The sequence below is a fragment of the Streptomyces sp. NBC_01433 genome, from assembly GCF_026340105.1.
GTDB lineage: Bacteria > Actinomycetota > Actinomycetes > Streptomycetales > Streptomycetaceae > Streptomyces.
This window is the reverse complement of sequence record NZ_JAPEPM010000004.1, coordinates 232218-258813: the sequence shown is the minus strand read 5'-3', so window position 1 is coordinate 258813 and position 26596 is coordinate 232218. Positions and strand designations below refer to the sequence as shown.

At 69.9% G+C, this 26596-nt stretch carries 28 protein-coding genes; 21 read left to right on the top strand and 7 right to left on the bottom strand.

From position 1 onward, the window contains the following. Nucleotides 1-6: 6 nt before the first annotated feature. From OG413_RS40875 to OG413_RS40865, 3 genes are all read right to left on the bottom strand, one after another. The gene (locus OG413_RS40875; RefSeq protein ID WP_266814762.1) at nt 7-612 is read right to left on the bottom strand and encodes a hypothetical protein; all 606 of its coding nucleotides are present in this window, start codon (nt 610-612) and stop codon (nt 7-9) included. Nucleotides 613-854: 242 nt separating this feature from the next. Then, nucleotides 855-1088, bottom strand: coding sequence for a DUF397 domain-containing protein (locus tag OG413_RS40870; protein ID WP_266814760.1), 234 nt, complete (start codon nt 1086-1088; stop codon nt 855-857). Further along, nucleotides 1085-1942, bottom strand: coding sequence for a helix-turn-helix transcriptional regulator (locus OG413_RS40865; protein WP_266814758.1), 858 nt, complete (start codon nt 1940-1942; stop codon nt 1085-1087). The genes OG413_RS40870 and OG413_RS40865 overlap by 4 nt, the downstream gene beginning before the upstream one ends. A 215-nt stretch (nt 1943-2157) precedes the next feature. Here OG413_RS40865 and OG413_RS40860 point away from each other — a divergent pair, with 215 nt between their 5' ends. The 16 genes from OG413_RS40860 to OG413_RS40785 all read left to right on the top strand — a co-directional run bounded on the left by OG413_RS40860 (nt 2158) and on the right by OG413_RS40785 (nt 18025). Further along, nucleotides 2158-2580 (top strand): ATP-binding protein, encoded by a 423-nt coding sequence (locus tag OG413_RS40860; protein WP_266814756.1) that lies wholly within the window; start codon nt 2158-2160, stop codon nt 2578-2580. A gap of 56 nt (nt 2581-2636) precedes the next feature. After that, entirely contained in the window at nt 2637-3098 is a 462-nt protein-coding gene (locus tag OG413_RS40855) for a GNAT family N-acetyltransferase (protein WP_266814754.1), read from the top strand. A 144-nt stretch (nt 3099-3242) separates the two neighbouring features. After that, a complete protein-coding gene (locus OG413_RS40850) occupies nt 3243-4670 on the top strand; it encodes an NAD(P)/FAD-dependent oxidoreductase (protein ID WP_266814752.1) in 1428 nt (475 codons plus the stop codon). Beyond that, entirely contained in the window at nt 4660-5136 is a 477-nt protein-coding gene (locus OG413_RS40845; protein ID WP_266814750.1) for a hypothetical protein, read from the top strand. The genes OG413_RS40850 and OG413_RS40845 overlap by 11 nt, the downstream gene beginning before the upstream one ends. After that, entirely contained in the window at nt 5133-6539 is a 1407-nt protein-coding gene (locus OG413_RS40840) for a glycosyltransferase (RefSeq protein ID WP_266814748.1), read from the top strand. Before OG413_RS40845 ends, OG413_RS40840 begins: the two co-directional genes overlap by 4 nt. Continuing rightward, nucleotides 6532-8886, top strand: a complete 2355-nt coding sequence (locus OG413_RS40835) for a pyridoxal-dependent decarboxylase (protein WP_266814746.1) — start codon at nt 6532-6534, stop codon at nt 8884-8886. Before OG413_RS40840 ends, OG413_RS40835 begins: the two co-directional genes overlap by 8 nt. Continuing rightward, a complete protein-coding gene (locus OG413_RS40830) occupies nt 8883-9767 on the top strand; it encodes a phosphotransferase family protein (protein WP_266814744.1) in 885 nt (294 codons plus the stop codon). The genes OG413_RS40835 and OG413_RS40830 overlap by 4 nt, the downstream gene beginning before the upstream one ends. Continuing rightward, nucleotides 9764-10273, top strand: a complete 510-nt coding sequence (locus OG413_RS40825) for an NUDIX domain-containing protein (protein ID WP_266814742.1) — start codon at nt 9764-9766, stop codon at nt 10271-10273. The genes OG413_RS40830 and OG413_RS40825 overlap by 4 nt, the downstream gene beginning before the upstream one ends. A 37-nt stretch (nt 10274-10310) precedes the next feature. Beyond that, nucleotides 10311-11330 (top strand): monodechloroaminopyrrolnitrin synthase PrnB family protein, encoded by a 1020-nt coding sequence (locus OG413_RS40820; RefSeq protein WP_266814740.1) that lies wholly within the window; start codon nt 10311-10313, stop codon nt 11328-11330. Next, entirely contained in the window at nt 11327-12433 is a 1107-nt protein-coding gene (locus OG413_RS40815; RefSeq protein WP_266814738.1) for a hypothetical protein, read from the top strand. The genes OG413_RS40820 and OG413_RS40815 overlap by 4 nt, the downstream gene beginning before the upstream one ends. Beyond that, nucleotides 12430-13074, top strand: a complete 645-nt coding sequence (locus OG413_RS40810; protein ID WP_266814736.1) for a bifunctional 2-polyprenyl-6-hydroxyphenol methylase/3-demethylubiquinol 3-O-methyltransferase UbiG — start codon at nt 12430-12432, stop codon at nt 13072-13074. Before OG413_RS40815 ends, OG413_RS40810 begins: the two co-directional genes overlap by 4 nt. 20 nt (nt 13075-13094) lie before the next feature. Beyond that, nucleotides 13095-14135: a hypothetical protein gene (locus OG413_RS40805; RefSeq protein ID WP_266814735.1), complete on the top strand. Its 1041-nt coding sequence runs from the start codon at nt 13095-13097 to the stop codon at nt 14133-14135. Further along, nucleotides 14122-15342 (top strand): hypothetical protein, encoded by a 1221-nt coding sequence (locus tag OG413_RS40800; RefSeq protein ID WP_266814734.1) that lies wholly within the window; start codon nt 14122-14124, stop codon nt 15340-15342. The genes OG413_RS40805 and OG413_RS40800 overlap by 14 nt, the downstream gene beginning before the upstream one ends. Next, nucleotides 15339-16097 (top strand): phosphotransferase, encoded by a 759-nt coding sequence (locus OG413_RS40795; RefSeq protein WP_266814733.1) that lies wholly within the window; start codon nt 15339-15341, stop codon nt 16095-16097. The genes OG413_RS40800 and OG413_RS40795 overlap by 4 nt, the downstream gene beginning before the upstream one ends. 19 nt (nt 16098-16116) lie before the next feature. Beyond that, nucleotides 16117-16833, top strand: a complete 717-nt coding sequence (locus OG413_RS40790) for an HAD family phosphatase (protein ID WP_266814732.1) — start codon at nt 16117-16119, stop codon at nt 16831-16833. Nucleotides 16834-17548: 715 nt separating this feature from the next. Next, the gene (locus tag OG413_RS40785; protein WP_323138029.1) at nt 17549-18025 is read left to right on the top strand and encodes a 2'-5' RNA ligase family protein; all 477 of its coding nucleotides are present in this window, start codon (nt 17549-17551) and stop codon (nt 18023-18025) included. 14 nt (nt 18026-18039) lie between these two features. Here the strand turns inward: OG413_RS40785 and OG413_RS40780 are convergent, their stop codons facing one another. Further along, on the bottom strand, nt 18040-18492 hold the full coding sequence (locus OG413_RS40780) for a hypothetical protein (RefSeq protein ID WP_266814730.1): 453 nt from the start codon (nt 18490-18492) through the stop codon (nt 18040-18042). Between the two features lie 15 nt (nt 18493-18507). Between OG413_RS40780 and OG413_RS40775 the strand changes: the two genes are divergently transcribed. Beyond that, entirely contained in the window at nt 18508-18771 is a 264-nt protein-coding gene (locus tag OG413_RS40775; protein WP_266814728.1) for a hypothetical protein, read from the top strand. Here OG413_RS40775 and OG413_RS40770 read toward each other — a convergent pair whose 3' ends face one another. Then, complete coding sequence (locus OG413_RS40770; protein WP_266814726.1) at nt 18772-19479, bottom strand: hypothetical protein; 708 nt, start codon at nt 19477-19479, stop codon at nt 18772-18774. Between OG413_RS40770 and OG413_RS40765 the strand changes: the two genes are divergently transcribed. Together OG413_RS40765 and OG413_RS40760 are read left to right on the top strand one after the other, a co-directional pair. Next, complete coding sequence (locus tag OG413_RS40765; protein ID WP_266814724.1) at nt 19439-19861, top strand: hypothetical protein; 423 nt, start codon at nt 19439-19441, stop codon at nt 19859-19861. The genes OG413_RS40770 and OG413_RS40765 overlap by 41 nt on opposite strands. 122 nt (nt 19862-19983) lie before the next feature. After that, the gene (locus OG413_RS40760; protein WP_266814722.1) at nt 19984-20565 is read left to right on the top strand and encodes a hypothetical protein; all 582 of its coding nucleotides are present in this window, start codon (nt 19984-19986) and stop codon (nt 20563-20565) included. An 89-nt stretch (nt 20566-20654) separates the two neighbouring features. On the opposite strand, the gene OG413_RS40755 is transcribed toward OG413_RS40760, so the two are convergent. Beyond that, nucleotides 20655-21263, bottom strand: coding sequence for a hypothetical protein (locus tag OG413_RS40755; protein WP_266814720.1), 609 nt, complete (start codon nt 21261-21263; stop codon nt 20655-20657). A 116-nt stretch (nt 21264-21379) separates the two neighbouring features. After that, entirely contained in the window at nt 21380-21913 is a 534-nt protein-coding gene (locus OG413_RS40750) for a hypothetical protein (RefSeq protein ID WP_266814718.1), read from the bottom strand. Nucleotides 21914-22381: 468 nt separating this feature from the next. Between OG413_RS40750 and OG413_RS40745 the strand changes: the two genes are divergently transcribed. Together OG413_RS40745 and OG413_RS40740 are read left to right on the top strand one after the other, a co-directional pair. Continuing rightward, entirely contained in the window at nt 22382-23155 is a 774-nt protein-coding gene (locus OG413_RS40745) for a hypothetical protein (RefSeq protein WP_266814716.1), read from the top strand. Between the two features lie 128 nt (nt 23156-23283). Continuing rightward, entirely contained in the window at nt 23284-26592 is a 3309-nt protein-coding gene (locus OG413_RS40740; protein ID WP_266814714.1) for a DEAD/DEAH box helicase, read from the top strand. The last annotated feature ends 4 nt before the right edge of the window (nt 26593-26596 follow it).

Here is a 26596-nt window from a genome sequence, read left to right as displayed (position 1 = left end):
GCCGGGTCAGCCTCCGAGCGGGATCTCAGCGATGGGCTCCCACGACATGTGCCAGCCGCCGGAATCGGCCGCGATGTCGTAGCGGACATCGAGCAGGTGGAGGGTGTCGACCCGCAGGGGAGCCCGGCGCGGGGTGAGGGCTCGCAGTGCACTGTTGAGCCGGTCGGAGTTCGCCGTGTCCCAGCTGTAGCCCAGCGAGCAGTGGATCCGGCCGCCGTTGTGCTGCAGCGCGGCATCCCCTCGAGTCGCTCGGATCGCGGCGCGGACCCGGTCCTGCAGGGCCACCGCTTGGTCGTCGGGCCACACGTCGAGCACTGCACCGGCGATATTCCCGATGGGCGGCCCGACCTCGGTCACGAACGGGGACACCCCGGCCAGCTCGTGGTGCAGCGCCTTGACCAGGTCCGCGCGCTCGCTGGCGCTGATGTCGGCGGCGGGGGCGTCGGCGACCATTTCGATGGTCAGGTGCAGCGTCCCGGGGTCACCGGCCTCGGGCGGGCAGGCCAGGTCGATCGGGTAGTCCAGGAGCGCGGGGCGACAGGCGTGCGCGAGGGAGATCAGCTCGTCGTCGACGCCGACCCGAGGCAATACGTACGCGTGAACGACCCCCATTCCCTCAGTCCATGGCCCACCCTGGAATTTCGGGTTGAAACGCTCCACCGGAAGTACCTCCTCAAGCCAGGGCGTCACCACCCTGCAGCGACCGGATCGGCCCTGATGCCGCCCACGGGGGTGGGGCCACATCAGGGCCGTCAATGAGGGACATTAGCTGTCAACCTGACTGAGGACACGGCGAATTGGCAAGGTCATGCTTGCCGCCAACGGGGACCGGCCGACAGCCAGGGGTTGCAGAGTCAGCCGCGGCGGAGTTCGCCGCGGAGGATGCCGCCGATGAAGGCGTCGTATTCCGCGTCGGTGAACAGGTGTGGCGGGACCGTGCCGATGTTCTTGGAGTCGCGCAGTGCCACGATGCCGTCGTCGAGGAAGGCGATCTGGACGCAGGTCGTGCCGCCGCTGCTGCTGGTTTGCCACTGGGCGTCGCGCAGCTGGGACTCGACCCAGGAGGGGTCGAGGTCGTTCTTGTTCATGCAAGGTCCTTGGCGATGGTGGTGAGTAGTGGAACAGACGCCTTCTGGGAGAGAGCGTCGCCTTTGAGCAGGTCACTGGTGGTGCGGTAGACCTCTACCGCCTCCGGCTCGTTCAGGTGGAGCAGGGCCCGCATGGACTCGATGCACACGAGGTCGCGCCCGGTGGGGAAGGACATGAGCATGAACGACCCGTCCATCCCGGCGTGGGCGCCAGCCCGGAACGGCAGTACCTGGATGGTGATGCTGGGGTTGGTGCCGGCGAGGTTGATGAGGTGCTCTATCTGGGCGCGCATCACGGTGCGTCCGCCGACTTCCTGTCGCAGGAGCCCTTCCGGCAGGACAGCCCAGATCTTGAGCTCGGGTTCGCGCTCCAGCATGTTGGTCTGGTGCTCCTGGCGCATGGCCACGAAGCGGTCGGTGGCGTCGGGGGTCTTCCAGGCCCGACTGCCCCTGGTCACGGCCTCGGCGTATTCGGGGGTCTGGAGCAGGCCGTGGATGGCGACGGGGTTGAAGACGAACAGGCTGCTGGCGCTCTCCACCAGGGAGAGGTAGTCCCCGAGCGGGTCGTCGACCGCGCCCTCGTACCGCTGCCACCAGTCCGCTTCCCCGGCCCTGCGGACGAGGCTGCGGAGTTCTTCGCGCAGGGGGTTGTCGGTGATCCCGTATACCTCGAAGAAGTGCGGCAGTTGCTGGATCTTGAGCCCCTGGACCCCCTTCTCGATCTTGCTGACCGTCGAGAAGGAGCGGTAGCCGAGGCGCTTGGCCGCTTCTTCCTGCGTCCATCCGAGTGCCTCACGGATGCGCCGGAGTTCCGCGCCCAGGCGGCGGCGTCGCGGGGTTGGCTCGACGGGCATACCCACCTCCATGTGTTGCGCGAAAGAGTAGCGCCTTCGCCAGTTCGGGAATATGCCAGTTCCCCGAGAGGAAAGACTTTCCTCAAGGACTGCTTGCTTACAGGGTAGTTGGCGGTCCATTATCGAGGCTCGCCTATCGGACGGTGGCGTATCGGTTACACCGTGCCACCGCGTTCGAGTGCACGTCCGCGCCGTTTGGAGGGCCAGTGCCTGGGATGGTGATCAACCTGGTGCGGCAGCACCACATGGTGCTGCCGGGGATCGGCCCCGATGCGATGGAGCCGGTGCGCGAGATCGTGCGGGTCCTCCTGCGGATGTGGTGCAAGAGCGACCTGAGCTTCGTGGCCGAACTCGGCGTCACCGAGCTGCTGACGAACGTGTGGAAGCACACGCCGGGCGACTGCGAGCTCCTGATCCGCGAGATGCCCGACGGCGTCCTGGTCGGCGTCACCGACTTCAACAAGGCGCTCCCCGCGGTGAAAGAGCCGGCGGACGACGCCGAGTGCGGCCGGGGACTGTTCCTGCTGGCCGCGCTCGCCGAGGAACTGCAGACTCAGCCGCTCCTCACCGGGAAGCAGGTGTGGTTTCGCCTCGGCCTCACCCTCGCCGACAGCGAAGAAGGAGCGGGCCATTGCTGACCGATCGCGAAGGACCCGCTCGTCAGCAGCGGTCCCTCGTTGCCAGGAGTACATGTATGCACGCTGTTCCCGCCGTCCGGGCCGACCTTCCCGCGTGGCTGCGCCTCGCGAGCGAGGTCGAGGATCTGTTCGGCCCCATGGTCGACGATCCGCAGTTTCGGGCGGCCGTGGAACGCAACATGGAGCGCGGCACCGCCCTGTGCGTGCGCGCCGCAGGGGGCGAGCCCGGCGAGCTCGCCGGCGGACTGCTGATGTCGGTCCAGCCCCCTCGATACGAGATCAGCTGGCTGGCGGTCGGCCGCGCCTGGCGGGGCCGGGGCATCGGCGAACTCCTGGTCCGCACCGCCCTGCGCGACCTCACTGTTGCTCCGGGCACGGTCGAGGTGACGACGTTCGGGCCGGACCACCCTGGCCGCGGCGCCAGGGGCTTCTACGAACACCTCGGCTTCGCACCGGCTTCGCACCTGTCCGCGGACGGCACACGCCAGACCTACCGACTCCGCCTGCCGGATGTGTGACGTCCGTTCCCAGCCATGTTCCGCAGACCCGCCGTCTTCGTCAGCGCAAGAAGAGACCATGCCGATCATCCATCGTTTTCCGGCAGCTGCGCTGGGCGGCTACAGGCGCCGACAGAGTTCCGGCCGTGCGAGGAGGAGAGTGCCGTGAGGAACACCAGAGCCCATACCGCCGCCCCGGTGGTGATCGTGGGCGCGGGTCCGTGCGGGCTGGCATGCGCTCACGAACTCCAGCGCCTCGGTCACCGCGAGTGGGTACTGCTGGAGGCCGCCACGACAGTCGGGGGCTTGGGGTCCTCGGTCGTCGACGAGGCCGGCTTCACCTGGGATCTCGGCGGTCACGTGGTGTTCTCCACGATGAAGAGCTTCGACGCGTTACTGGAGGGGCTGTTCGCGCCCCATGAACTGCTGCACCACGAGCGCTCCTCATTCGTCCGGCACAGCGGGCGATGGGTGCCCTACCCCTTCCAGCAGCACCTTGACCACCTTCCCCGGGCACGGGCCCAGAAGTGCCTGGAGGGCCTCGTCGCGGCTCAGGCCCATGGGCCTGGCCCCGCGGGAGCGGACTTCGGTGCGTGGCTGGAAGCCACTTACGGCACGGCCCTGGTGGAGGAGTTCTTCGCCCCGTACAACCGCAAGATCTGGGCTACCGCCCTGAGCGAGATGTCCGCCTCGTGGATAGCGGAGCGGGTCGCCCCCGCAGACAGCGGTGCGCTGCGCCAGCGGCTGGTGTCGCCAACCGCGCCGACGAGACGGTGGGGCCCCAACGCACAGTTCGCCTTCCCTGCGTCGGGTGGTACCGGCGCGATCTGGAAGCGGCTGGCCTCCCGTCTGGAGGGAGATGTTCGGACCGGTCAGGCCGTCCTGCACATCGATGAAGTGACGAAGACCCTGCTGACCTCCGACGGCAGCGTCCTGTCCTACGGGAGCCTGGTGGCCACCGGCGCCCTCGACAAGCTCGTCGCGATGACGTCCGGCGCGCCCGCGCAGGTGCGCCAGGCCGCCACGGTCCTGAAACACACCACGGTGGTCATGGTGGGCATCGGCTACGAGTCGCCGACCACCGACGGGCGTTCGTGGCTGTACTTTCCCGGCCGCGAGACGCCGTTCTACCGGGCGACGAACTTCTCCCGGTACGCGCCGGCCAATGTCCCGGGTTCCGACCCGGGCCGGTACTCGGCCTGGATGACCGAGACGTCGCTGCCCGCCGGAACCCTCCTCGATGGGGCGGCCCTGGTCGAGGAGTGCGATACAGCCCTGCGGCGCTGCGGTCTGGTTCCCGATGGCGCCCGGCGCGTCAGCGGCCACCTGGAGCTGATCCCGTATGCCTACCCGATACCGACCACCGGCCGGGACGCGGCCCTGGGGCTCATCCAGCCCTGGCTGGAGAGCCACGAGATCTACGCGCGCGGACGCTTCGGCACCTGGCGCTACGAGATCGGCAACATGGACCACGCCGTCACCATGGGCCAGGACATCGCCCGGCGGCTCGTCCACGGCACCACCGAGAGGATCTACACCGCTCCCCGCCCGACGGCCCGCTCAGCGACGCGGGAGGCGGTCCATGGGGGATGAACTCCGCCTCGACGCCCATTCGGTGACGAACTGGCTTCTGCTCGGCGCCGCACCCGAGAGCACCCTCGCCGTGGACGAGCTCCTCGACCGGGGCGTCACGCACGTCCTGGACTGCCGGACACCGCGCCGGGTGCCGCCGCCCGCGGCCATCCGCCCTGGCCTGGTGTGGTGCTCGGCGCCCACCGCGGACGACGGCGCCTCGCGCGGCACCGACTGGTACACCGCCTGCGTGAGCTTCGCAGCACTGGCGGCACGCGAGAACAGCGCCCGGCTGTACGTGCACTGCGCGGCCGGCGTCAACCGCTCACCGGCTGCCGCGTACACGATTCTGCGTTCGCGCGGATGGGCAGCGTCCGCCGCGCGGGCCCGCATCCTGACCAGCCGCGTCCAGGCCCGCCCCCGTTACTTCGAGGACGCCGAACTGTGCCTGGCCGAGCTGGGCCTCGCCGAACAGGAGAGACCGTGATTCGTGTCAGCCGGCTGCTCGCCGCCGCCTACACCGCCCGCGCCCTCTATATGACGGCCTCCCTGGCCCTGTCCTACCGGTCTATGCGCGTCGAGGCCGACCGTCCCGAGGAGGAACTCCCCGAGGAGACGCCGGGCTTGACGGTGATCATTCCTGCGCTGCGGGAGCAGGCGGTGATGCCCCGCTCGCTTGAGCATTTCGCCGCGCTCGCCGCCCGCTGGCCCACGTTGAGGGTCCTCATCGTCTCCGCGGCACGCGAGGCCAGCGAAACCCCCAGCGGCACGTTGACCACGGAGGACGTCTGTCGGCGCCTTGCCGACCAGCACAACACCACGCTGGGCGGGGAGGTCTTCAGCGTCGTGTCCTACCCGGGAGGGGGCCGTCGGGCATCCCAGCTCAACTACGCCGTAGCGGCGCTGGACGACCTGTTCCCGCCCGCGGACGACTACGTTGCGGTGTTCGACGCCGACGCGGTCCCCGATGCCCGCCTCGCCTCCCAGTTCGCCCGCGCCGCGCATGGTCGGCCCGCGATGATCCAGCAGCCGATGCTGCCCGCCTTCCCCGGCAGTAGCAGCGGGCGGCGCTCGGCGGTGATGTCCGGCCAGGATCTTGCCGCGTTCCGCCGAACCCTGGGCATCGAGTACCGCCGTATCCAGGTGGCCCGCTGGTGTGGTCCGGGCCGGCGCCCGCGGCTGCTGGCCGCGCTCGCGCGCCCGATGGTCTACGGGGTGGGCTCCGGGCTCATCGTGCGCCGCGACAAGATCGAGGACATCGGGTACTTCCAGGAACCGCACGACGACCTCGCCGTCGGTCACCGCCTGAGCATGGCCGGCGAGCCGATCGCGGTCCTGCCCTCGGTCAACATCGTCGAGCCGTACCAGAGCGTGGGTGCCATGGCGCGCGCGTTCAGCAGCGTGGCCTTCGCGAACGCCGCGACCCGCCACGACTACCGCTTCGCCGCCGCGCACCCCACCCGGCTCTCCGCTACCGGGCAGCGGTTGCTGGCGGCCCGCGCCCTGGCCGATGGGGTGGCCTGGGCGCTGGGACCGGCGGTGATGGGGGCCGCCGCCGCCCACCTGGTGGTGAAACGGCAGTTCAAACCGTTGGTGGCCGCCGCTGTGGCAGCGGGCCTGCTCGAGCCGGTCGTGGCCTACCGGCTGCGCGGACGTGTCCTCGACGACTTCCGGGCGAGCGGGCCTGCCGGCGGCACCTGGCGGCAGCCGGCACCGGCTGCGGCCATCGCCACCTACATGCTGCAGCCCGCGGTGAGCGCGCTGGGTCCATGGCTGCTGGGCGTGCGCGCCTGTGCCGCCCGGCTCACCGGACGGGACCTGAGGTTCACCAAGACCGAGCACCTGGGCGAGATCGCCCCCGACACCCGAGGAGGCACCGTTCATGGGTGATCTGGATATCGGCTGGGCCGTGCCCACCGCGTTCCCCGAAACCGGCTGGAGCCGTGCGTCGATCGACGAGCACCTCGCGCAGGCCCGGGGCGAGATACCGGCCTGGGACGATCCCGAGCAGACCCGGCTCGGCTTCGCGATGGCCGCTCCGCATCCGGAGGCGGTCCGTGTCCTGGGCGACTGGTCGGCGGTCAACACGAACAACGTCGGCACCCACACCCGCTTCGGCGAGGGCAAGGCAGGCACCCGGCGGCTGGAGAAGGAATCCCTGGCAGTCCTCGCCGGCCTCTATCAGGGCGGTGCCCTCGACGGACACCTGACCAGCGGCGCCAGCGAAGCGACCCTCGCCGCCCTGCGCATCGCCCGCAATCTACTGCGCGCCGACGGCCACCAAGTCCGCGTGATCACCTCCGACCTGTGCCACGCCTCCGTCGGCAAGGCCGCCGAGATCCTCGACCTCGACCTGGTACGCCTGCCCGCCGGACCGGCCTGGACCCTGAACCGGGAGCAGGTCCGCCAGGCCGCCCACGAGGCGATGGCGGACGGGATCACCGGCATCATCGTGGTGGCCACCGCCGGCTACTACAACAGCGGCTTCGCCGACCCCGTCGACGAGCTCGCCGCTGAGCTGCGCGACCTCGCTTTCCAGCGCCCCGGACACACTCGCTGCTTCCTGCACGTCGACGCCGCGCACGGCGGCTTCATCTTCCCCTTCACCGCCCCGGAGCTGCCCTTCGACTTCCGCAGCCCCGGAGTGCACTCCATGGCCGTCGACCCCCACAAGGCCGGCCTCATGCCGTACGCATGCGGGGCCCTGCTCGTACGCAAGGGACTGCTCGAACACGTCACCCGCATCGACCCACACACCCGGATCCCTGACGACACCGTCCTGGGCTCCCGCCCCGGCGCCACCGCGGCAGCCCTGTGGGCCACGCTGCACACGCTGGGCCGCACCGGCTACACCGCCCTCACCACCCGCTGCCTCGAACGCCGCGACCAGCTCACCGCCGCCGTACGGGCCGCCGACCCCGACGCCTTGCTGGTGCCCGCGCCGCAGGCGCCCGTCGTCTCCGCCGCCTTCAGCCACCCCGGCGGGCGGCTGCCGACGGAGTTGTGCGACCGCTACCGGCTGGTCCCTCTCAGCCTCCCGGACCCGCACGGGGGCGGGACACGCCTCTTCTACCACTTCTACGCCTCCGGCTCCCTGACCGATGCCCAGATCACCGCGTTCACCGGGCACCTGGCCGATGCCACCGCCCAAGCCCGCACGACGGCTCCCGACGTGCGCGGCAGTGGCCGGAGCATCACCTCCGAGGTCGTCGCGGACACCCGCACCCACACCGACTGCTTCCGTCACTTCGTCGTCCACCCCGACGGACGGCGTGACCCGCAGGTGCCGGGCTACTCCTTCCACACCTTCGCCCACCGCCGTGCCACCGGCGAGCAGATGCAGGACCTGCGCTGGGGACAGGCACGGGCCGGCGGCGACCTGTGGGTCTACGCCCCCGACCTGAAGAATCCCTTCGCCCACGAGCTGATGGGCGTACGCACCGGGCACTACTTCCTCGAAGTCCTCGACCTCCACCAGCAGCAGCTGTCCCTGGTCGGCTCGATCCACGCCACGATGCTGCTGCCGGGCTCCCTGCGCGTCCTGCTGAACTTCGAAGCGGACGGCACCTTCCGCTCGGCCGAGTACAAGGCCCTCGGTGAGCACGGAGCCGACGAGCTGCAGATCTTCCCCGACGCCATCACCGCCAAGATCGGCAAGGACGCGGCGGGATTCCTCCGCCCCCACAGCGACGACTACTCCTTCTCCATCGACACCTCGGCCGAGATCCGCGTGCACCGCACGGACGGCGCCGCCGCGCCCGCCGTCCGGATGGCCCGCCACAACGCCGATGTGCTGCTGCCGCGCCGCCGGCACCTTCGGCGCGAGCAGTTCCGGCGCTTCCCGAACCGGTTCTTCGACACCGAACTGGAGATCGGCGTCGGCCAGACCTGGACGGGCACCGCCTACCTGGCCGAACTTCTCGCCCCCACCCCCATCGGCACGGTACTGGCGGCCCGCTCCGCGACCGCGGGACTGTGCACCGTGGACGGCCGGGTCACCGAAGGCGGCCTGCACCTGGCGCTCACCGCGCTGTCCGAGCCCAGAACCGACGCCGTCGAACTCGCCGCGCCCTTCGATCTCGGCCGCCAGCTGCACGACGCACTGCCCCGCCTGGACGTCCGCGACCCGGAGCAACTCGGCATGCAGCAGGTCATCGACTTCGCCGAGGACGTCCACGAGGCATTCACCCGCAGCGGACTGCCCACCGGCCTCCTCATCGCGGGAGCCGGCCGATGACCACAGCCACCCTCGACCGCACGGCCCTGGACCGCATCCTGCCCGGCTCCGGAACCCTCAGCGCCCGCCCGTTGCCCCACGGACGCTTCAACACCTGCTGGCACGTGGCCGACGCCGTCTCCGCCCATGCCTACCTCCTGAAGCTCAACGATCGTGAGGGCGAAGCACATCTGCAGCAGATGGCCGCGGCCATGCGGAGCGCGCGGGCAGGTGGGGTCGCGGTCCCGGAGGTCCTGCGCGTGGGATCCGACCCGGGCCTGGGCCCCTTCCTGCTCCAGGAATGGCTCGATGGCCGCACCTTCGCCGAAGCCCGCCAGGACCACGCCATCGAGGCGGACCTGTGGCCGCGGCTCGGACACCAGATCGCCCTGTTGCACTCCATCCGGCCGCCGCGTTCTCTCGTGGCGACACCGGCTTCCCGTGCCCGGCAGCTCTCCGACCTCATCGATGCCCTCATCCGGCACCGCCTGATTCCCGCCGCTCTCGCCGAGGCGGCCCACCGACATGGTCTGCTGCTGGCCGAACAGCTGGGCGACCTGGCCTGCGTGAATACCCATCAGGACATCCACCCCGATAACATCCTTATCCGTCCCGGCGGCACGATCGCCCTGCTCGACTTCGACCACGCCAACACCGCGGAATACGCCAGCGACTTCGTCAAACCCGACCGCTGGTGTCTGTCCTCCGCCGACGACCGGCAACGGATGCTGGACGCCTACTGGCAGCAACGCGGGGAACCGGCCGACCCGTTGTTCGAGCGGCGCCTCGCCTTTCACCGCCTGGTCATCACCCTGTCGTACTTCCTGTACTGGCACGGCCGTGACCCCACCCAGCTCCCCGGGTGCACCGCGGCCCTGCGAACCGAACTGGAGCGAACATGACCACCAACGAAACCGCCACCGCTGTCCCGGCTCCCGCACCGGTCACCGGGCCCGGCGTCCAGGTCGTAGCCGCGCTGCTGCGCCGCGGCGAGAACATCGTCCTGGTCCAGGAACAGCGCGACGGCCAGGAGATCTGGTCCATCCCCGGCGGCGGCGTCGAGCGCGGCGAACTCCTCACCGAGGCCCTGGTCCGCGAGGTCAGGGAAGAGACGGGTCTGAACCTGACGGCGGTGGGTCCGCTGGCCTACCTGGTCAACACCACGACCGACCGCTACCCCTCCACCGTCGTGCTGACCTTCGACTGCGCCGAGTGGGACGGCGAGATCGCCGTGCACGACCCGGACGGCAAAGTCACCGGCGCGGTCCTGCTGCCGCTGGACCAGGCCAGGGCCGTCCTGTCGTCTTCCACCGCGACCCGGCCCGAGATCGAACCCCTGCTGGACTACCTCGACCACCTTAGCGCCGGCCGCGTGTGGTCCTACCGGGACGACCTGCCCATCGAATGACCGCGCTCCCGGGGCCCCGGGAGCTGGGAGAGGACCTATGACGCTCACCCGTGACCTCGACTCGACCACGGCCGCGCTCGACCCGCTCGGCGCCGACGCGGTGATGAGGGCCCTGCCTCAGGCCAACATCGCGGCCGACACCGCCTGGCTGCGTACCCGAGCCGAACACCTCTCCCGCAACGCCGCCTCGATCCGTGACGTCGCCCCCGCCCGGGCGGCGTTACGGGACCTGGGCATGATCACCGCCTCCCTCGCCCGCCACACCGGGTGCCCGGTCCCGCCGCCCGCCGTCGAAGCGGCCATGCTCCACCTGGGCGCCACGGCCGACGAGGTCCCCCGGGAGACGGTGTACTCCTACGCGACCCGCAACCCCCGCGGTCCCCGCAGGCGTTCCTTCACCGACACCCCGGGCGAGCACGTATTCATCGACGAGGTCACCGCCGCCAGCCACGCCCTCGACGACGCGATCCGGCACTGCACCGGCCTGCCCGCCGCTGCCGGCCGGGAGGCGGCCGATGCGCTCGCCGCGGTCGTCCATGAGCGGCTGCGGGACTTCGCCGCCCATCTGCTGACGGTCAAACGCACGCTGACACCCCAGTACTTCACCGGTCTTTTGCGTCCGTACTACCCGCCTCTGGACATCGACGGGACCACGTACTTCGCGCCGGGCGGCGCCCAGATGCCGCTGCTCGTGCTCGACGTGATGCTTCTCAGCCAGGCGGCCACCGGCAACCTCGCCGCCTGGTACGAGAAGTACCTCACCGACAACGTCCTCTACCTGCCGCCGCACCACCGCGCCATGGTCGAGGACGCCCGCCGGACTCCGGGCCTGGCCCGCCTCGCCCGCCGCCAGCCGCACCTGCGGCCCGCCGTCGCTCTCCTCATCGACGACCTGCTGCGGTTCCGCCTGCCCCACCGCCAGCTCGCCCGAGACAACATGACCGTCCGTGATGACGGATCCCTCGGCAGCGGCGGCTACACCACCAGCGCCCTCGACCGTCTGCTCGGCGTCACCGACAGCGCCCGCGCCCTCCTCAGCCCCGGGAGCCCTCTATGAGCACCTCCATCGACAGCGACTTCCCCCCTTTCCCGCTCGGCGCCCCACGCTCCCCGCTCGCGCTCGACCCCATACCCAGCAACCCGCCACAGCCGGTTGCGGATCAGATACGCCTGGACTACCCCAGCCGCATCAACGCCATGGCCCTGGACTCCAGCAAGATCGTCCCCAGCCACGGTGCCTACCTCGCGGGCGAGCTCCTCTTCGCCTGTGACCTCATGCGCCGCGTCGAAGTCGAGATCGTCGGCGACGGACCAGCCGTCCAGACCACCCCCGACTGCGACCACCCGGTCCTGGCCCGGCACGCCGCGCTGCTGATGCGCACGGCCCTGGGTACCCGCGAGCGGCTGCGGGTGCGGGTGAGCGCCCCGGACCTGCCCGCGCACCTCGGGCTCGGCTCGAGCAGCGGGCAGATCGCTGCCGTGGCCGCTGCCGTCAACGAGCTCTACGGACGTCCCGTCCCCGCCCGCCGGCTCGTCAAGTTCCTGGCGCTCAACCACGGGGAGGAGATCGACCACGAGGACGGTCACCTTCTGCCAGTCCAGTGTCTGGGCGGGTCCGCGACGGCCGGGCTCATACCCGGCGCGGTCCAAGTGATCGCCGGCGCGCACGTGCCGCTGCTGCAGGCCGCCCTGCCAGAAGAGATGCACCTCGTGCTCGGCATGCCCCGCGAACCGGTGATCTGGGACGCCCGGGACAGCCTCGCCGCCGAGGCCCGCCACTTCGACGCCTTCGCCACCACCGGCCGCACGTACGGCCCCGAGATCGCCTACCGGCTCCTGCACGACGCCTGGCCCGCCCTCCTCGACGGCGACCTCCGGCCGCTCGGCAGCCTGCTGTTCGACTACCGCTTCCGGATGGGGAGCCTCACCAACTGCGCCTTCTCGCACCCCGATTTGCTGGCCACCGGCGAGAAGGTCGAGCACATCTTCACCGAGCACCTCGCCGAGATCCTCACCCTTTCCTCCGTCGGCCCCACCTTCGCCGCCCTCACCCGCACCCCCGAACGGTGCGAGCAGGCGTTCGCCGATGCGGGACTACGGACCGTGCGCTGCCGGCCGTGGAACAGCGGCTACACGCTCCACAGCCAGGAGGAACGGTGACCCACCCCGGACCGGCCCCCACCGGCACCTACTGGAACGACCGCGCCACGGTCGCCGCATTCGCCGAGCTGCCCGCACCGCCCTACCTGACGGAGCTGCTCGCCGCCCCAGTGCCCGAAGCCGTCCTCGCGCTCGACGCGGGGTGCGGCGCCGGCCGGAACCTGCCCGCCCTGGCCGCCGCGGGCTACCGAGTCCTCGCGATCGACCGGCACCCCGGCATGCTCGAAGCGGCCCGCCGCCACACCGGACCCCGGACCGTATGCGTCGAAGCCGACGTCACCAGCCTCCCGCTGGGCGACCGGCGCGCCTCCCTCGTCGTGTGCCACGGGGTCCTGCACAACCTCCACCACCGCGACGCTCTCGCTACGGCGCTGCGCGAGCTGTACCGGGTCCTTCTCCCCGGCGGAACACTGTCGCTGAACCTCTTCACCGCCGGCCACCTCGACCCGTGCCTCGCTCCCTTCGGCGACGACCGGTACACGCTGCCGAACGGCCAGCACATGACGCTCCTTCCCCCCGATGATCTGCTCGGCTTCATCCATGACTCAGGACTCGTCCCGAGCGGGGAACCCGTGCAGTATCTCCGCCCGGGAGACCCGGGGCAGCGCTCGGTATGGCGGGCCATTCTCACCCGGCCGTAGCACCTCCGAAGGGACCACTCGTGCTTCTCGTCGCGGCCACCACCGATTCGCCGACCGACCCGGGCGTCTCCTATGCCCACCTCAGCGCCCCGGTGTCCGGCACTGCCCTCGTCCTTGACGGGCCGACCCTGCGCCGTCAGATGTGGCACGGGCTCGACGGCGGTCGCCCCAAACCGGCCGTCCCCGGGGCGGTCCACGTCCCCTTGTGGGCCTGCCATATCGACGAATCCACCGGTGCGGCCGTCTTCTTCGTCACCGCGCAGTGGCGCCCAGACGCCGTCGTCCTGGCAGCCTTCCACCGCACCACCGTGCCCGCCGACGCATCCGGAGACATCACGGCGTGGGCCCGCGGCATCGCCGATGAGCGTGCTGCGGTGAACTTCCCGCTGCCCCGCACCGGCCATCGTTCCGGACAGGGCCCGGAGACCGAGGAGAAGATCACGCTCACCGTCCCGGCCAACTCTCCCGCTGTCGTACGTCTGTTGCGCGATCATCTGCCCGACACCGGTGTGGCGGTCTTCGGCCCCACCATCCACCGGCGGATCCTGCGCTCGGACATCTATCTGCCGCCCGGCTCAGGGCGGCGCGAGTACGCCGCCCTCACCCCCCGTTCCGATGGAACATGGTGGGCCAAGACCAAAGTCCTCAAGGACGGCCGTCTCCACAAGAGCATCCGCCCCGCCGCCACCCGTGACGAGGCCCTGGCCCAGGTGTCACAAGTCCTCGGCCACCCGCGCCTCGTTCATACCGGCACCCTCCACCGCGCCACCTGGGACCTACCCTCGCCGGCCGACGCGGACGGCCACTGGTCCACCGTCACCGTCGACACCACCACCCTCGCTCCGCACCCCGGCACCCTCCAGCAGGTCGAGATCGAGTACGGGGCCTGCTTCACCGCCACCCCCGTCACCGCGAGCGCCGCCCAGATCCGCCGGTCCGTGGCCGAGACCGCCGACTCGGTCGCCGCCGTCCTGACGGCTCACCACATCCCGCACGCCCGCAATGGCCAGAGCAAGATCGAACACTTCCTCGCCACCGGAGACGCCGATGCCCGCGCCTGATCAGCTCATACCCGTGCTCGACGCCTTCCTCGACGGCGACATCAACGCGGCCTCCCTCGACGCGTGGTGCCCCGAGAAGATCACCGTCCAGCTCGGCGGTCTCACGATCGAGGTCCTCGCGTCGACTGCCGCGCCAACGACATACGTACAGCGCCTGTTCACGCCGCCCAGCGAACTGTGGAACGTCGTCCACCCCGGCGCCCCAGCCACCGGCGTCACCGCGACGATGCGCTGTCTCGCCCTGCCCCGCGCCCGCGTCGCGGCCCTCGCCGAGCATGTCCGCTCACGGTGCACCGGAGCACCACGCCACGTCCGGATGCACGTCGGCGCCCCGGCAACATGGCACCAGATGCCCGGCGGCCCGGTGCTCCTGACCGATCCCGATGCCGGGATCGCGCCGCAAATCATCGCCCGACACCCAGGCGGCTTCACCGTCATCACCTGCGACGACACCGACGCCGCGATGAACACCGCCCGGCATCTGCGGGAGATCGGCTACCGCCTGGCCGAGGACGACGGCTGGGTGTGCCTGCACGCCTCGGCCGCCACCATGGAAGGCCGCGGCATCCTGGTCGTCGGCGACTCCGGCGCCGGCAAGTCCACCCTCGCACTCGCCCTGGCCTCAACCCCAACGGGCGCCTTCCTCTCCAACGACCGCACCATGATCACCGCCACCCCGGGCGAGGCTCCCCGGGCTGTCGCCATGCCCGGCCCGATCCGGCTCAACGGCGGCACCCTGCAAGCACTCGGCTACGCCAGCGCCGACCAGTGGGACCTCACCCGCCCCCAGCCCACGAACGACACCGACTGGCAGAGCTTCCACGGCGCCAACAAACTGCACATCCTCCCCTCCGAATGGCACGAGCGCACCGGCACCCCACTGGCAACGACCGCACCCGTGGACCTCATCGTCTTCCCGAAGGTCATCCAGGACTCCCGGGAACTCCATCTCCAGACGACGCACCCGGGGCCGGCGCACGAACTGCTGAGCACCCAGTGCATGTCGCCGGGCGACAACGTCTACGTCAGCGACTGGCTCGACATCCGCACACGCAGCGCCGACGACCTGACGGGCAACGGAGCCCGCGTCCTTGACGCCCTCTGCGATCTGCCAGCCGTAAGCCTGCGCTTCGGCACCCGCACCCCGTACACCGCCGTCACCGAGACCCTGCGCGCGGCCCTCGCCAGCCCCGCCTCACCTATATGAGCGCCCCAGCGATCCCCCCGACCAACCGGCTTCTCCACCTGACCGGCGCAGTGGTGAAGATCTACCGCGAACCGTGGCGCGCGCAGACCGAGAGAGCCGCTCTCCAGCGGCTGTCCGAAGCCGGTGTCCGAGCCCCGTCCGTACTCGCGGGCGGTTCCCTCCGGGGCCGCCAGATGCTGATCCTGCGACGTCTGCACGGCACAGCGCCGGGCGGTGGCGAGGAAGCGATGCGGCGCGTCATCCCCTACCTGCACCGCGTCCACCAGATCACCGGTCCCGGCTTCGGCCGGCTCTTCGCCCCGGCGTCCGCCACCTGGGGTGAGTACCTACGCAAGCGGCTGGTCGCCTACCAGGCCGCGCTCGCCCGCCACGGATACCACGAAGCCGCCGCGACAGCCGAGGCACTGACGGGTGCCCCCCTGCCCGAGCCGGACGCACCCTGCCTCCTGCACAACGATCCGGAGCCCGGGAACTTCCTGTTCGGGCCAGCCGCTACCGCGGGCCTCGACTGGGAGCTCGCGATCTACGGGGTTCCGGTCCTCGACTACGCGCGGGCCGCTCACGCCTTCTCAGTCCAGCCGGTCCGGATGAGCCGACTCCTTACCCGCCACGGCATCCCGCACTCCGAGGAGACCTTGGGCACCTACCGCTCCGTGCACCTGCTCGGACGTCTCATGTCAGCAGTCACCGCAACCCCGCCCGACCCCGTGGCTGCCCGACGCCACGAACGAGACCTGATCACGAAAACCACCTGACGACGGTAGCGAGGCCAACATGCAGGCACGTCACCCCCAGATCGACGCTCCGGCCGACCAGCACTCGGCCACCTCATCACGGGAACGAGGCCCTCGGGGAGGCGCTTCACCTCCCGACGCCAAATGCCCGGCACCCGGCGCCTGCGACCACCGGAGTCCTCCGGACCCGGACCGCTACGACGCAGTGCTCTTCGACTGGGACGGAACGCTCGCAAACAGCCATCCGCTCAACTTCCGCGGCCTCTCTCGCGCCTGCGCCAGCTGGGGCCTCACCATGGACGAGTCGTTCTACACGGCCAGGATCGGAACCTCCGGGGCAGAACTGATCACTGAACTGGCAGCCGCCTCGGGCACCCACGTGCCGGTCGACGAGGTCGTCGCCCAGTGCCTCGACCTGATCCTCGACGGGATCGCCGAACTGCAGACATACCGGCCGGTGGTTCACCTTGCCGAGACGCTGCACGGCCGCCTGCCCCTGGCCATCGCCTCGGGCGGTGCACGCCGAGCCGTCCACGCCGGCCTCCACGCCACCGGGCTACGCCCTCTGTTCACCGACGTCATCACCGGTGAAGACTCCCCTCGGGGTAAACCGGACCCCGGGCTGTTCCTCCTCGCCTCGGCCCGTCTCACCGTGGCACCAGCCCGCTGCCTGGTCTACGAAGACTCGACCGAGGGCGTGCAAGCGGCCAAGGCCGCCGGAATGGATGTCGTGGACGTGCGTTGTTTCCGCACGTAACGCAGCCGAACCTCAAAGAGCGCATGGGGCCGTGAAGGACGCCGTGTTGCGGATGGCCGGCGAGCAGATGGCCGCACCGTTGCGGTCCATGCCGCCCTGCACACCCAGGCGCCAGCCCCGCTCCTACACGGCCACAATCTCAGTGGAGGCGCTAATGACGTTGTCCCGAAGGGTGACGAGGCTTTGGAGATGCTCCTCGTGTTCCGCGGCCTCCAGCGTTCCGTCAGCCGGCAAAGCACGGGTCGCCGTATCTACCGCCTCCAACGCACGCTCAAAGAGAACGGTCGCTGCACCCGGATTACGTCCGGCCAGCTCCCACCGGGCGCAGCTGTGCAGTGCGCCAGCCAGCCTGCGGTAGCGGTCCATCTATTCCAGTTCGGGCTGGAGCGATCGATAGACTTCAGACATATCGGTCCTTTGCTATTCGCGGTCTGCTCCGACCCTCCCTGATCCGCAAATCCACCGGGCCGAGCAGGGGGATCAGGGTGATTGCGCGAGCAGATGCCAGGCCCGGCGCCAAGAATCGCACCGAACGACGCTGAGCGCAGCATCCGCCCGCCCTGAAGGGACAAGATCGTGAGACAAAGGTGCCATGTCCCTCAAATGAGACGGCCGGAAAGACCCAGGTCGTCACGACGGAACGGGACATTCCGATTGCGGGCCTACAGCAGGCGTCCGCGCAGCGACCGCGGGCGATCCGCTCACGCACGTCGGTATCGAGTGGTTTCACATCACGCTCTACCAGCTGAGCCAGAAGCCCGCCTCCGAGATCCCCGAGGAAGAACGGCAGGCCCTCGTCGCCGAACTCGCCCGGCAGATGCGGGCCATCGCCCCCTTCAGCGTCACGGTCGGCAGCCCCCTCCCGTACGGTACGGGGCTAATTTTTGATCTTGGACCGGACGAGCCGCTGAACGCGCTGCGCACAGCCGCCACCCGCGCCTTCGAGATCGTCCGAGGACGCGACGCCACCACGTACGACACTGGGGTCCTGCACCTGACCGAGTCCTACGCCACCGCCGAGGTCACCCTGGAGCATTTCCACCAGATCCACCGACGCGTCCGCCGAGTTCGTCCCAGCCACGCCCCTCTTCACATCGACTCAATCGAACTGGTCGACGTCTTCGCTGACCCCCAAGCCAAGACGATCACGTGGGATCACGTCGCGACGATCCCGCTCGGCGCCGGCCGCTGAGGTCGTCGCGGGGTTCAGTCCGCGGCGTGTCCGCTGCTTCGTACTTCTGCGTCCACCGCCATGTCCTGGCGGTAGGCGTGGCGGACGTACTCGCGGGGGTGGTCGTACCAGCGGGCGTGCTGGCAGTCGCCTTGTGGCGCGTCGGGCTGGGTGCGGTCCCATTCCAGCAGGTGCCTTGCGGACTGGTCGGCGGGGACGGCGAGTTCCCCCGGGGCCGGGTCCGGCCACAGCAGCGCGACGCGGTCGTCGAGGGCGGCACGGTGCAGCCGGTAGGTCCGCTCCTGGCGGGCCGGTCCGGTGGAGCCGGACTGCCGGTGGTGCAGGAGCGCGGCGGCGAGCAGGTCGACGTGCTCGCTCTGGTCGGCCAGGGGCCGGGCGTCGCGGTAGGGGCCGTGGGCGGGGCGGTGGTGCCACATCGTGCGGGTGACCTCCCACTGGGCGAGGGCCGGGAGGCGGTCGCCAAGCACGGCTCCCTCGTCAGCGTGGACGGCGAGCACCTGGCGGGCGACCCCGGCGGTGAACAGCGCGGCGGCCTGATGGTCGGCGTCCCCGGCGGCGAGGGCGCTGAGGTGCTGCGCGGTCTCGATGTAATGCGCCAGGGTGTCCGCGCTCCGGGTGAGCGCGGCCAGCGCGGTGCGCAGGTCGGTGAGGCGGGAGGCCAGCCGGTCCAGCCCCAGGCCAAGGAGGGCGCACGGCGCCAGGGCCGCGTCGCCGCGCTGCCAGCGTCCGGTCCGTGGATGGAGTGACTACCCGGGAGCCAGCGCCGAAGCGTCCGCCCTCGCGGCGGCTCCTCGGCGTGGGCACCCGGCCGGACCGTCGGGCGATCCTCCGGTCCGGCCCGGACGAACGGGCTCCGGACGAAGCCGGATGCCGTACGCCTCGAAGACATCGGCGGCGAGTTGCCGGAGTACGGCGATGAAGGCAGTCGCTGTGGCACCGTCACGGGCGGTCAACGTCAGGGTCCGGGCGGTGGAGCAGTACACCCCTGGCCCGATACGGCCTCCGGGACGGTAGCCGCATCGCTCCAGCAGCCACCCGGCGCTGGCGCGTGGGGATCCGTTCTGGTCACGGTGGACCGGGCCGCTGGCGCGGCGTACGGCGGCTTCCTGGGCGGGGGTGATGAGCGGGTTGAGGAGGACGGAACCCGCCTGCCGGGCATCGGGGCCGGAACCCGGCAGGGCGAGACCGCGCTGCTCCCGGTCGGTGATCACGGCCTGGGCGGCCTCGGCGAGCGGTGGCCGGGTCCCCAGGCGTACCGCCAAAGCGTCGGCGAGGTGCCGGTAGGCGACTGGGGCCGCGGATGTACTGCGGGCGAGAGACAAGGTGATGTCGAGGATCGTCCAGCGTCCGGGCTGGGACTTGAAGGCGCTGGCGCGGTAGCCGAAGCCGTAGTCGGTGGCGCGGAGTTCGACGATGCGTTCGAGGTGCCAGCTGACCGACGAGGCCGCCGCCATCGCCGAGGAACTCGGCGGCGTCACCCTGCTTCGCGACCACGGCGGGGGCTTCAGCTCCCTCACTGTGCAGCTCCACCGGATCAGCGCCGAGAACCATGCGGGTGATCCTCTCGCCGCGCTTGCTGCCGCCCGCACGATCTCGCTGAAGGCGCTGCCCAGCGTCGAGCGTCGCTCTCGCGCTCTCGGCGACATCGCCGTCACGTACGACCGCCTCGGCCGCCGCAGCGACTGCGTCCGAACCCTTCTGGCGGCAGAGCGCTGCGCTCCCGAGGAAACCCACGCCCGCCCGGCGACGAAGTCGCTGATCTCCAGCCTGCTGGTTTCCGGGCCAACATCGACCGAGTTCCGCGGCCTCGCCGAGCGCAGCGGCGTTCTCCTCTGAGAGATGTCTGGGCGAGGACCTTCATTGCGAAGGCCCTCGCCCGCGGCGGGCGATGAAGCGCCGAACCGGAGCCGCATGTCCGCTCCGAGGGATTTTCGTGGCGGCAGATAGAGTCCAGCGCCATGCCGATACCCAACGACTCTCCGCCGCCGCTGCTCGAGATCCGGACCGACGTCATCGCGCCGAGCCGAGGCGAACTGGAATGGGCCTGCGCCGATCCTCTGGATCCCGCCGCGCCCGCCGCTCTGCCCGCGGCGTCGGGCGTGTACTGCTGGGCCGCTCGCCGCAACGGCGGCATCTACTACACCGGCCGGGCGACCGGAAAGTACGGCCTGTGGGGGCGGCTGGGGCGCGACGAGATGCGTTGGGTCCGCACCGGTACCCGCTCTGTCCAGGAAGAAGGCACGGACGCCACCCACATGGCGGACAATTGGGAGAGCTTCAGCCGGGTCATGGTCACCGTGGATGCCGTGGTGTGGTGGGCGGCCGCCTCCAGCGTGGACGAAGCCAAGGCATGGGAGCAACGACTTCTCCAACAGGCGATCCGGTTGACGGGCGTCGTGCCAGCGGTCAATGGCGGCGCATGGTGGAACCGGTCGCAGGCTTGGGTGAACGCACGCAGGTGGGCCCACCAGGCGGACGGAGTAGTCCAGTTCGGGCCGGGCATCAACTACTTGCCCGGGACGACGGCAGCGATCGCGTAGCCGCGTCGGCATCCTGGACCGTCGGGTAAGACGCCGTCCCCGCCCCTGCGGGAGCAGCCCCGAGATGCCGCACGGTCACCGGTGTCCGGCTACGCGTTCTGCGGGTCGAGGTCGCCTGCCCGGACGATCACGCGCTCGCCGTGCGGCCCCAGGGACTCCACCCTGATCTCGCCGTCCAAGGTGGGCACCACCGCCCGCCGTACCCCGCCGCCATGGCCAGGAACCACGAGAACAACCTCGTAGCCCGGCGGTGGCCCCGGCAGCACGGTGCGGTGCTCGTCGTCCATCAACCAGGCCGGACGGACTACCTCGCCTTCTCGTCCCTCGTCCTCACCGCCGACCACCAGTACCCGTGTACGCGGCAGCAGGCCCGTCGGCCGCTCGGCAGCAAGTGCGTCCTGCGCCGCAGCGGCGGCCCAATGCGTAATCACGTCGACCGCGGGCTCCGACGAACCGCGCGCGATCCCTCGGGGCATCCCGTCGCTATTGGCCAGAGAAGGCGCGTTCGGCCAGCGGCGGATCAACCAGGCCCACCCGGACGCCGCTTCGGTCGGCTGCACGCCCTCGGCCGACAGCCCCAGCGTCTCCGCGAGCTCGCGCACCATCGCCGGTCCTTGATCGAGGTGCCACACGACGCTGCCGATGTCCACCTCTGCAGCGGGCAGTCCCTGCTGCTCGGCCAGACCCGCGAGCGTCACAGCGAGGACCCCGCGAGTCGCCCTCCCGTCCCACGTGTCCGCTGGGTGGAGGCTCAGGACCGCGATCTGATCGGAGCGCTCCACCGACTGAGCCCACTCGACCGGATGTCCTTCGGTCATATCGCGAGCCCCCAGGTCTCGAACGAGTAACGCTTGTCGGCGAAATCTGAGACACCCATGGGCCCAGCACGTCGTACGCCGCCTGAGCCGGGATCGGTGCCATCGTGAGACAGCAAGGGCCCTGAGGCACCCGAACTGTTCCTAAGAACTGCGGGATCGGGCAGTCTGCGGCCGATGCCCCGGCTCATGCCGCCCCACCGGGGCTCCGGTGCGTCCGGCACCCAGCTGTCCCGGGAGCCGTGAGAGAGGGCGGGTTGGACGAAACCCGACTTCACGGGGGCGTTCGGGTCCCAGGTCCGCGTCGGCCACCGCCAGCACTCGGTCACCGGGTAGCCGGGCGCCGCGGTGCGGGCCAGGTCGTGGTCGGCGCGAGGCAGGACGGCGGTGACCAGCTCGGTGACCCGTACGTCGTCGCGCAGCTGCCACAGCACCGACGGCGAGCCGATCGCATCGACCGGCTGGCGCTCAAGCAGGTGCAGGGCAAGAGGACCATGGCGACGATGGAGCGCATCGCCACGTCGTCCCAGCACTGCTCGTCCATCCCGCCGGGGCGGTCGGCCGCGGTGGCATCGGTGGCGCGCCGAACAGCGTCGTCCCAGGCGTTGGGCGCCACGGGCGCTGCTGCGGTCACCAGGTACTCCGATCTCGGTGAGCCGTTCTGCCGGAGACCTTCAAGACCGTGGTCGGCTCGGCTCCGGAGGGCCAGCACTACGTGTCTCTCGCCCAGCTCACAGGGTAGGGGTACGACGTGTCCTTGGCTTCGACAGGCCACACCACGCCGAAGCGCAGCATGATCGTCCCGATCCCAGTTCGGGTGGGCGACGAACTGCTCTGTCAGGACGACTGGTTGACCAGGCTAGGCTGCATGAAAGGGATGTCCCCGCACGACGAGGGTCGCACTGCTGCGGCGGCGACAGGTGGCGGTTCTCGGCGATGGTAGGACGTGCACTCGGTGGATACCGCGCCTCGGCGAGTTGATGAGGGGCAGGAGGCGTCGCGTGCAGATGGCACATCAAAGTGATCGGCCGTGGGGTGGCTTCGTTCGTATTGACGCCCGCGCCACCGTCGGCACCGAACCGGGATCGGTGCTGGTCGTCTGTCTGAGTCGGCACGATCCAGGGCCAGAGCCCGAACCCAGCGAGACGCTGTTGACGATGTTCCTCACCGCCGTTGACGCCAGCCCGTTCGAGGATTCGGGTGGGAAAGCCGCGTATCTGCGCGGTTCGCAGACATCGCCGGCTGTCGCAGCGTGGGTGCAAAAGGATGAGGCGCCGGAACTCGTCGTGGACAAGATCATGTCGAACCTGGTCGTGGTGAACACCGCAGGTGCCCTGATCGACGACCGGACGTGCCGTGTGGGGCTGCGATCGACATTCGAGCAGGTGGACAACAGGGACGGCGTGCTGCTGACCATGACGAGTGAGACGGCCGACGCTCCGGTGGAGCTGTTTCCAGCGCTCCTGTACTGCTGGCTCTCATGGTGGCGCCAGCAGGACCTCGCGCTGCGCGGCGGCTCGGAAGCACCGCCTCCGACCACCGGCAACGTGGAAGCCGACGCCGGACAACTCGCCGCGTGGATCCTCCGGGCCGCGGAGTTGCACCGTCGGCGTCCTCCCCAGCGGGTAAATGTCCCACTACCGCCAGAGCGCCTCGACTTGATCGAGAACGGACGTCGCTTCACCGTACGGCTGAGCGACTTCGAGTTCACCACTTGGCCAGATCTGCCGCCCAGGAGGAACCGTGACCGCTACTCCGACGACCCGGACATGTAGCAGGCAACTTGCGGCCGCCGGGACCCGTGGGCTCTCCGCGGCCCTCTGTTGAGCGCGTGCTTCAACCAGAGAGAATACGGTCCGATACAGGTTCTATTTCGTGTTCATACTTCGGCTTGTGGGTGGGGATGGCGTCAGGCGAGTTGTGGCCACATCAGGCCGAGGCGGTCGAATCGGTGACCCAGGCCATCGGCCGCGGGGGACGCACGAGTCTGATCGCCGCGTGCGGCACGGGCAAAACCCGGATCGGCCGGGCGGCCGCGGCCCGCCTCGGCGCCGTTCGGCGGGTGCTGGTTGTACTGCCCACGATCGAGCTACTGGTCCAGACGCTGCGGGCATACCGTGACGCCGGCGACGGTGCTCTCGGCACGGTGGCCGCCATCTGCTCGGACCCCAGCGTCGCGGAGCTGGAACTCCTCCACGGCGAACCCGACATCGTCGTCACGACAACCCCGGCGGTGCTGGCGGATTCCCTCCGCGACGAGAAGTGCGTCACCGCTCTGTCGACCTACGCCTCGTTGCCGGTGATCACGGAAGCGCACAGCCGCCACGACCTCCCCGGCTGGGACCTCGCCGTCATCGACGAGGCACACCGGACCACCGGCCGGGCGGACGGCCCGTGGAAAGCAGTGCACCGCGACGAGCAGGTGCCCGCGCGACGCCGTCTGTACATGACGGCCACCCCCCGGATCTCGGAACACGGGGGAGACTCCGTGGTGTCGATGCACGACACCACCATCTTCGGAGAGGTCTCCTACCGGCTGCCGTTCTCCAAGGCGATCGAGATGGGGCTGCTCGCCGACTACCGTGTCGTGGTCCCGGTCGTGACAGACGAAGAAGTGCACCGGCTCGCCGCCGACGAGACGCTCGCGATGACCCTGGGCGGCGCCAAACTGTCTCCGGGCACGCTAGCCGGACAGATCGCGGTCCTGCGCACCATGAAGGAATTCGGGGTACGGCGGGCCATCTCGTACCACCATCGCGTCGCCGAAGCGAAGAAGTGGGCGCAGACGCTGCCGGCTGCGGCAGCCCTGCTACCGGGCGGGATCGACCTGTGGGCCGGTCACGTCTCCGGGATGCAGGCGCCGCACCTGAGGCGCCGCGTCATCGAACGGCTGGCCGACCCGGGCGGGGACACTGTGATGGTCTCCAACGCCAGGGTTCTCGGCGAGGGCGTCGACGTCCCGGCCGTCGACGCCGTGGTCTTCACCCGGCCCCGCGGCTCCGCCGTGGACACGGTCCAGGCCGTCGGGCGGGCGCTGCGCACCGGCGGACGCAGCGACAAGATCGCCACCATCGTCGTTCCGCTGTTGCTGGCCGCCGCGGAGTCCCCCGAGGCAGCCCTGGAAGGCAGCGCCTGGGAGCCGGTGTGGCAGGTGATCCGGGCGCTGCGTGATCACGACGACCGGCTGGAGGACTTCCTTCGCCTCAACCGCGTCCAGCTCGGCGAAGGCACCTTGTTCGATGAGGGGGGACCGCGCGAGGCGAAACTGCCGCCCTGGCTGCACGTTCGCGGGGTGGACGTGCCGCCGGAGTTCGCCCAGGCCATCACCATCCGCGCGCTGCGGGCCAGTTCCCCGAGCTGGGACGAGTACTACGGGGCCGCTCGCGCATACGCGTATCTCCACGGGCATGTCAACGTTCCCAGCAAGTGGGTCAGCCCCGGCGGCTTGAAGGTCGGACAATGGATCGGTGACCAGCGCAAGGCGCGACGGGACGGCCGGCTGAGCGTCGAGCGCGAGACCGCGCTCGAGGCCTTCCAGATCGTGTGGAACACCAAGGACGACGGCTGGGCCAGCGCGCTGGAGCACGCGAAGAAGTTCCACGCCAAGCACGGTCACCTCGACATCTACCAGGATGCGCGCGCCGAGGACGGCTACCGGATCGGTCAGTGGATCGGCTGGCAGCGCGTGGCCTACCACCAGGGCAAGTTGACCGCCGACCGCATCGCCGCCCTCGACCAGTTGGGCATGATCTGGAACAAGGCCCTGACCGCCTGGCAGCGCAACTTCAGCGAAGCCCAGGCGTACTCCGAGGAACACGGCGACCTCCTCGTTCCGCACTCGCACACCACGTCGTCCGGGTGCAGCCTCGGGACCTGGATCGGGAAGCAGCGCAAGGAGCACGAGGCCGGCAAACTGTCTGCGGAGCAGATCGTTCTGCTCGACGAGATCGGCATGGTCTGGCGGCCCCTGGACGAGGCCTGGCAGCAGGCCTACCGGCACGCCTGCGCGTTCCGGGAACGCAACGGCCACCTCGACGTGCCCACCGTGTACGTCACCTCCGACGAGTTCCGGCTGGGCACCTGGATCGGCAACCAGCGCAAGGCCTGGCGGGAAGAGCGACTGTCGCAGGACAAGATCCGCGCCCTGGAGGACCTGGGCATCGTCTGGGACCCGCTGGAGGCTAAGTGGGAGCGCGGCCTGGCTGAGGCCCGCATGTACAAGGGCCGGTACATGGACCTGCGCGTCCACGCCAAGTACGTGTCCCCGTCTGGATACAAGCTCGGCGGCTGGATCGCCGACCAGCGCAAGGCCCGGGCTCGGAGCCGGCTGCCGGAGCGGCGCGTCGAAAAGCTGGATGCGCTCGGAATGGCCTGGGCCGTCCCGGACGACACGTGGAAGGTCGCCTACCGCGAACTGTGCGTGTATCGAGAGGAGTACGGAAACCTGGACCTGCCGCAGGACTTCATCTCGTCCTCGGCCATCAACCTCTACACATGGGCGGGGACCCAGCGGAGCGTGCGGGCCACCGGAAAGCTCTCCGAGGAACGGCAGCGGCTTCTCGACCGCATCGGCTTCCCGTGGGATCTGGAACGAGACCGGTGGATGCGCCGCTACCAGGAAGTGTCCGCAGCGATGGGGGAGGCCAAGAGCCCCCGGAGTCTTCCGGTCGGCTCTCCCGAGCGGATCTGGCTCGACAATCAAGCGGTGGCCTACCGAAAGAATCGACTGGACCCTGAGCGCAGAGAATTGCTCGAGGCCCTGGGAATCACGTCCGATCAGGTCTGGACGATGTGGCGCAATGCCTACGACGAAATCGCCGCATTCCATCGAGAGGAGGGAAACTTCCAGGTACCTGAGGAATACCGCACTATCGACGGGACGCTGCTGGCGACCTGGAAAAGCAATCAACGGACCGCGCGTAACCAGGGGAAGCTGTCTGAAGAGAAAGTCACGCTTCTCGATAAGATCGGATTCCCGTGGGACCCCTACGCTGAGAGCTGGAACGACCGGTACGACGAGGCGGTCGCTTTCAAGGAGCGCAATGGTCATCTCCGGCCTCCGCCTGGATCCAGGCTCGGCAAGTGGCTGGTGCGGCAACACCGCAACCGCGAACGCGGAATTCTCAACCGTACCCATCTCGGCTTGCTCGAGCGGTTGGACGCCGAGTGGGGCGCGGCGGCTACCGACACCGGTGACCCGAGTCCCGAATAGTCCG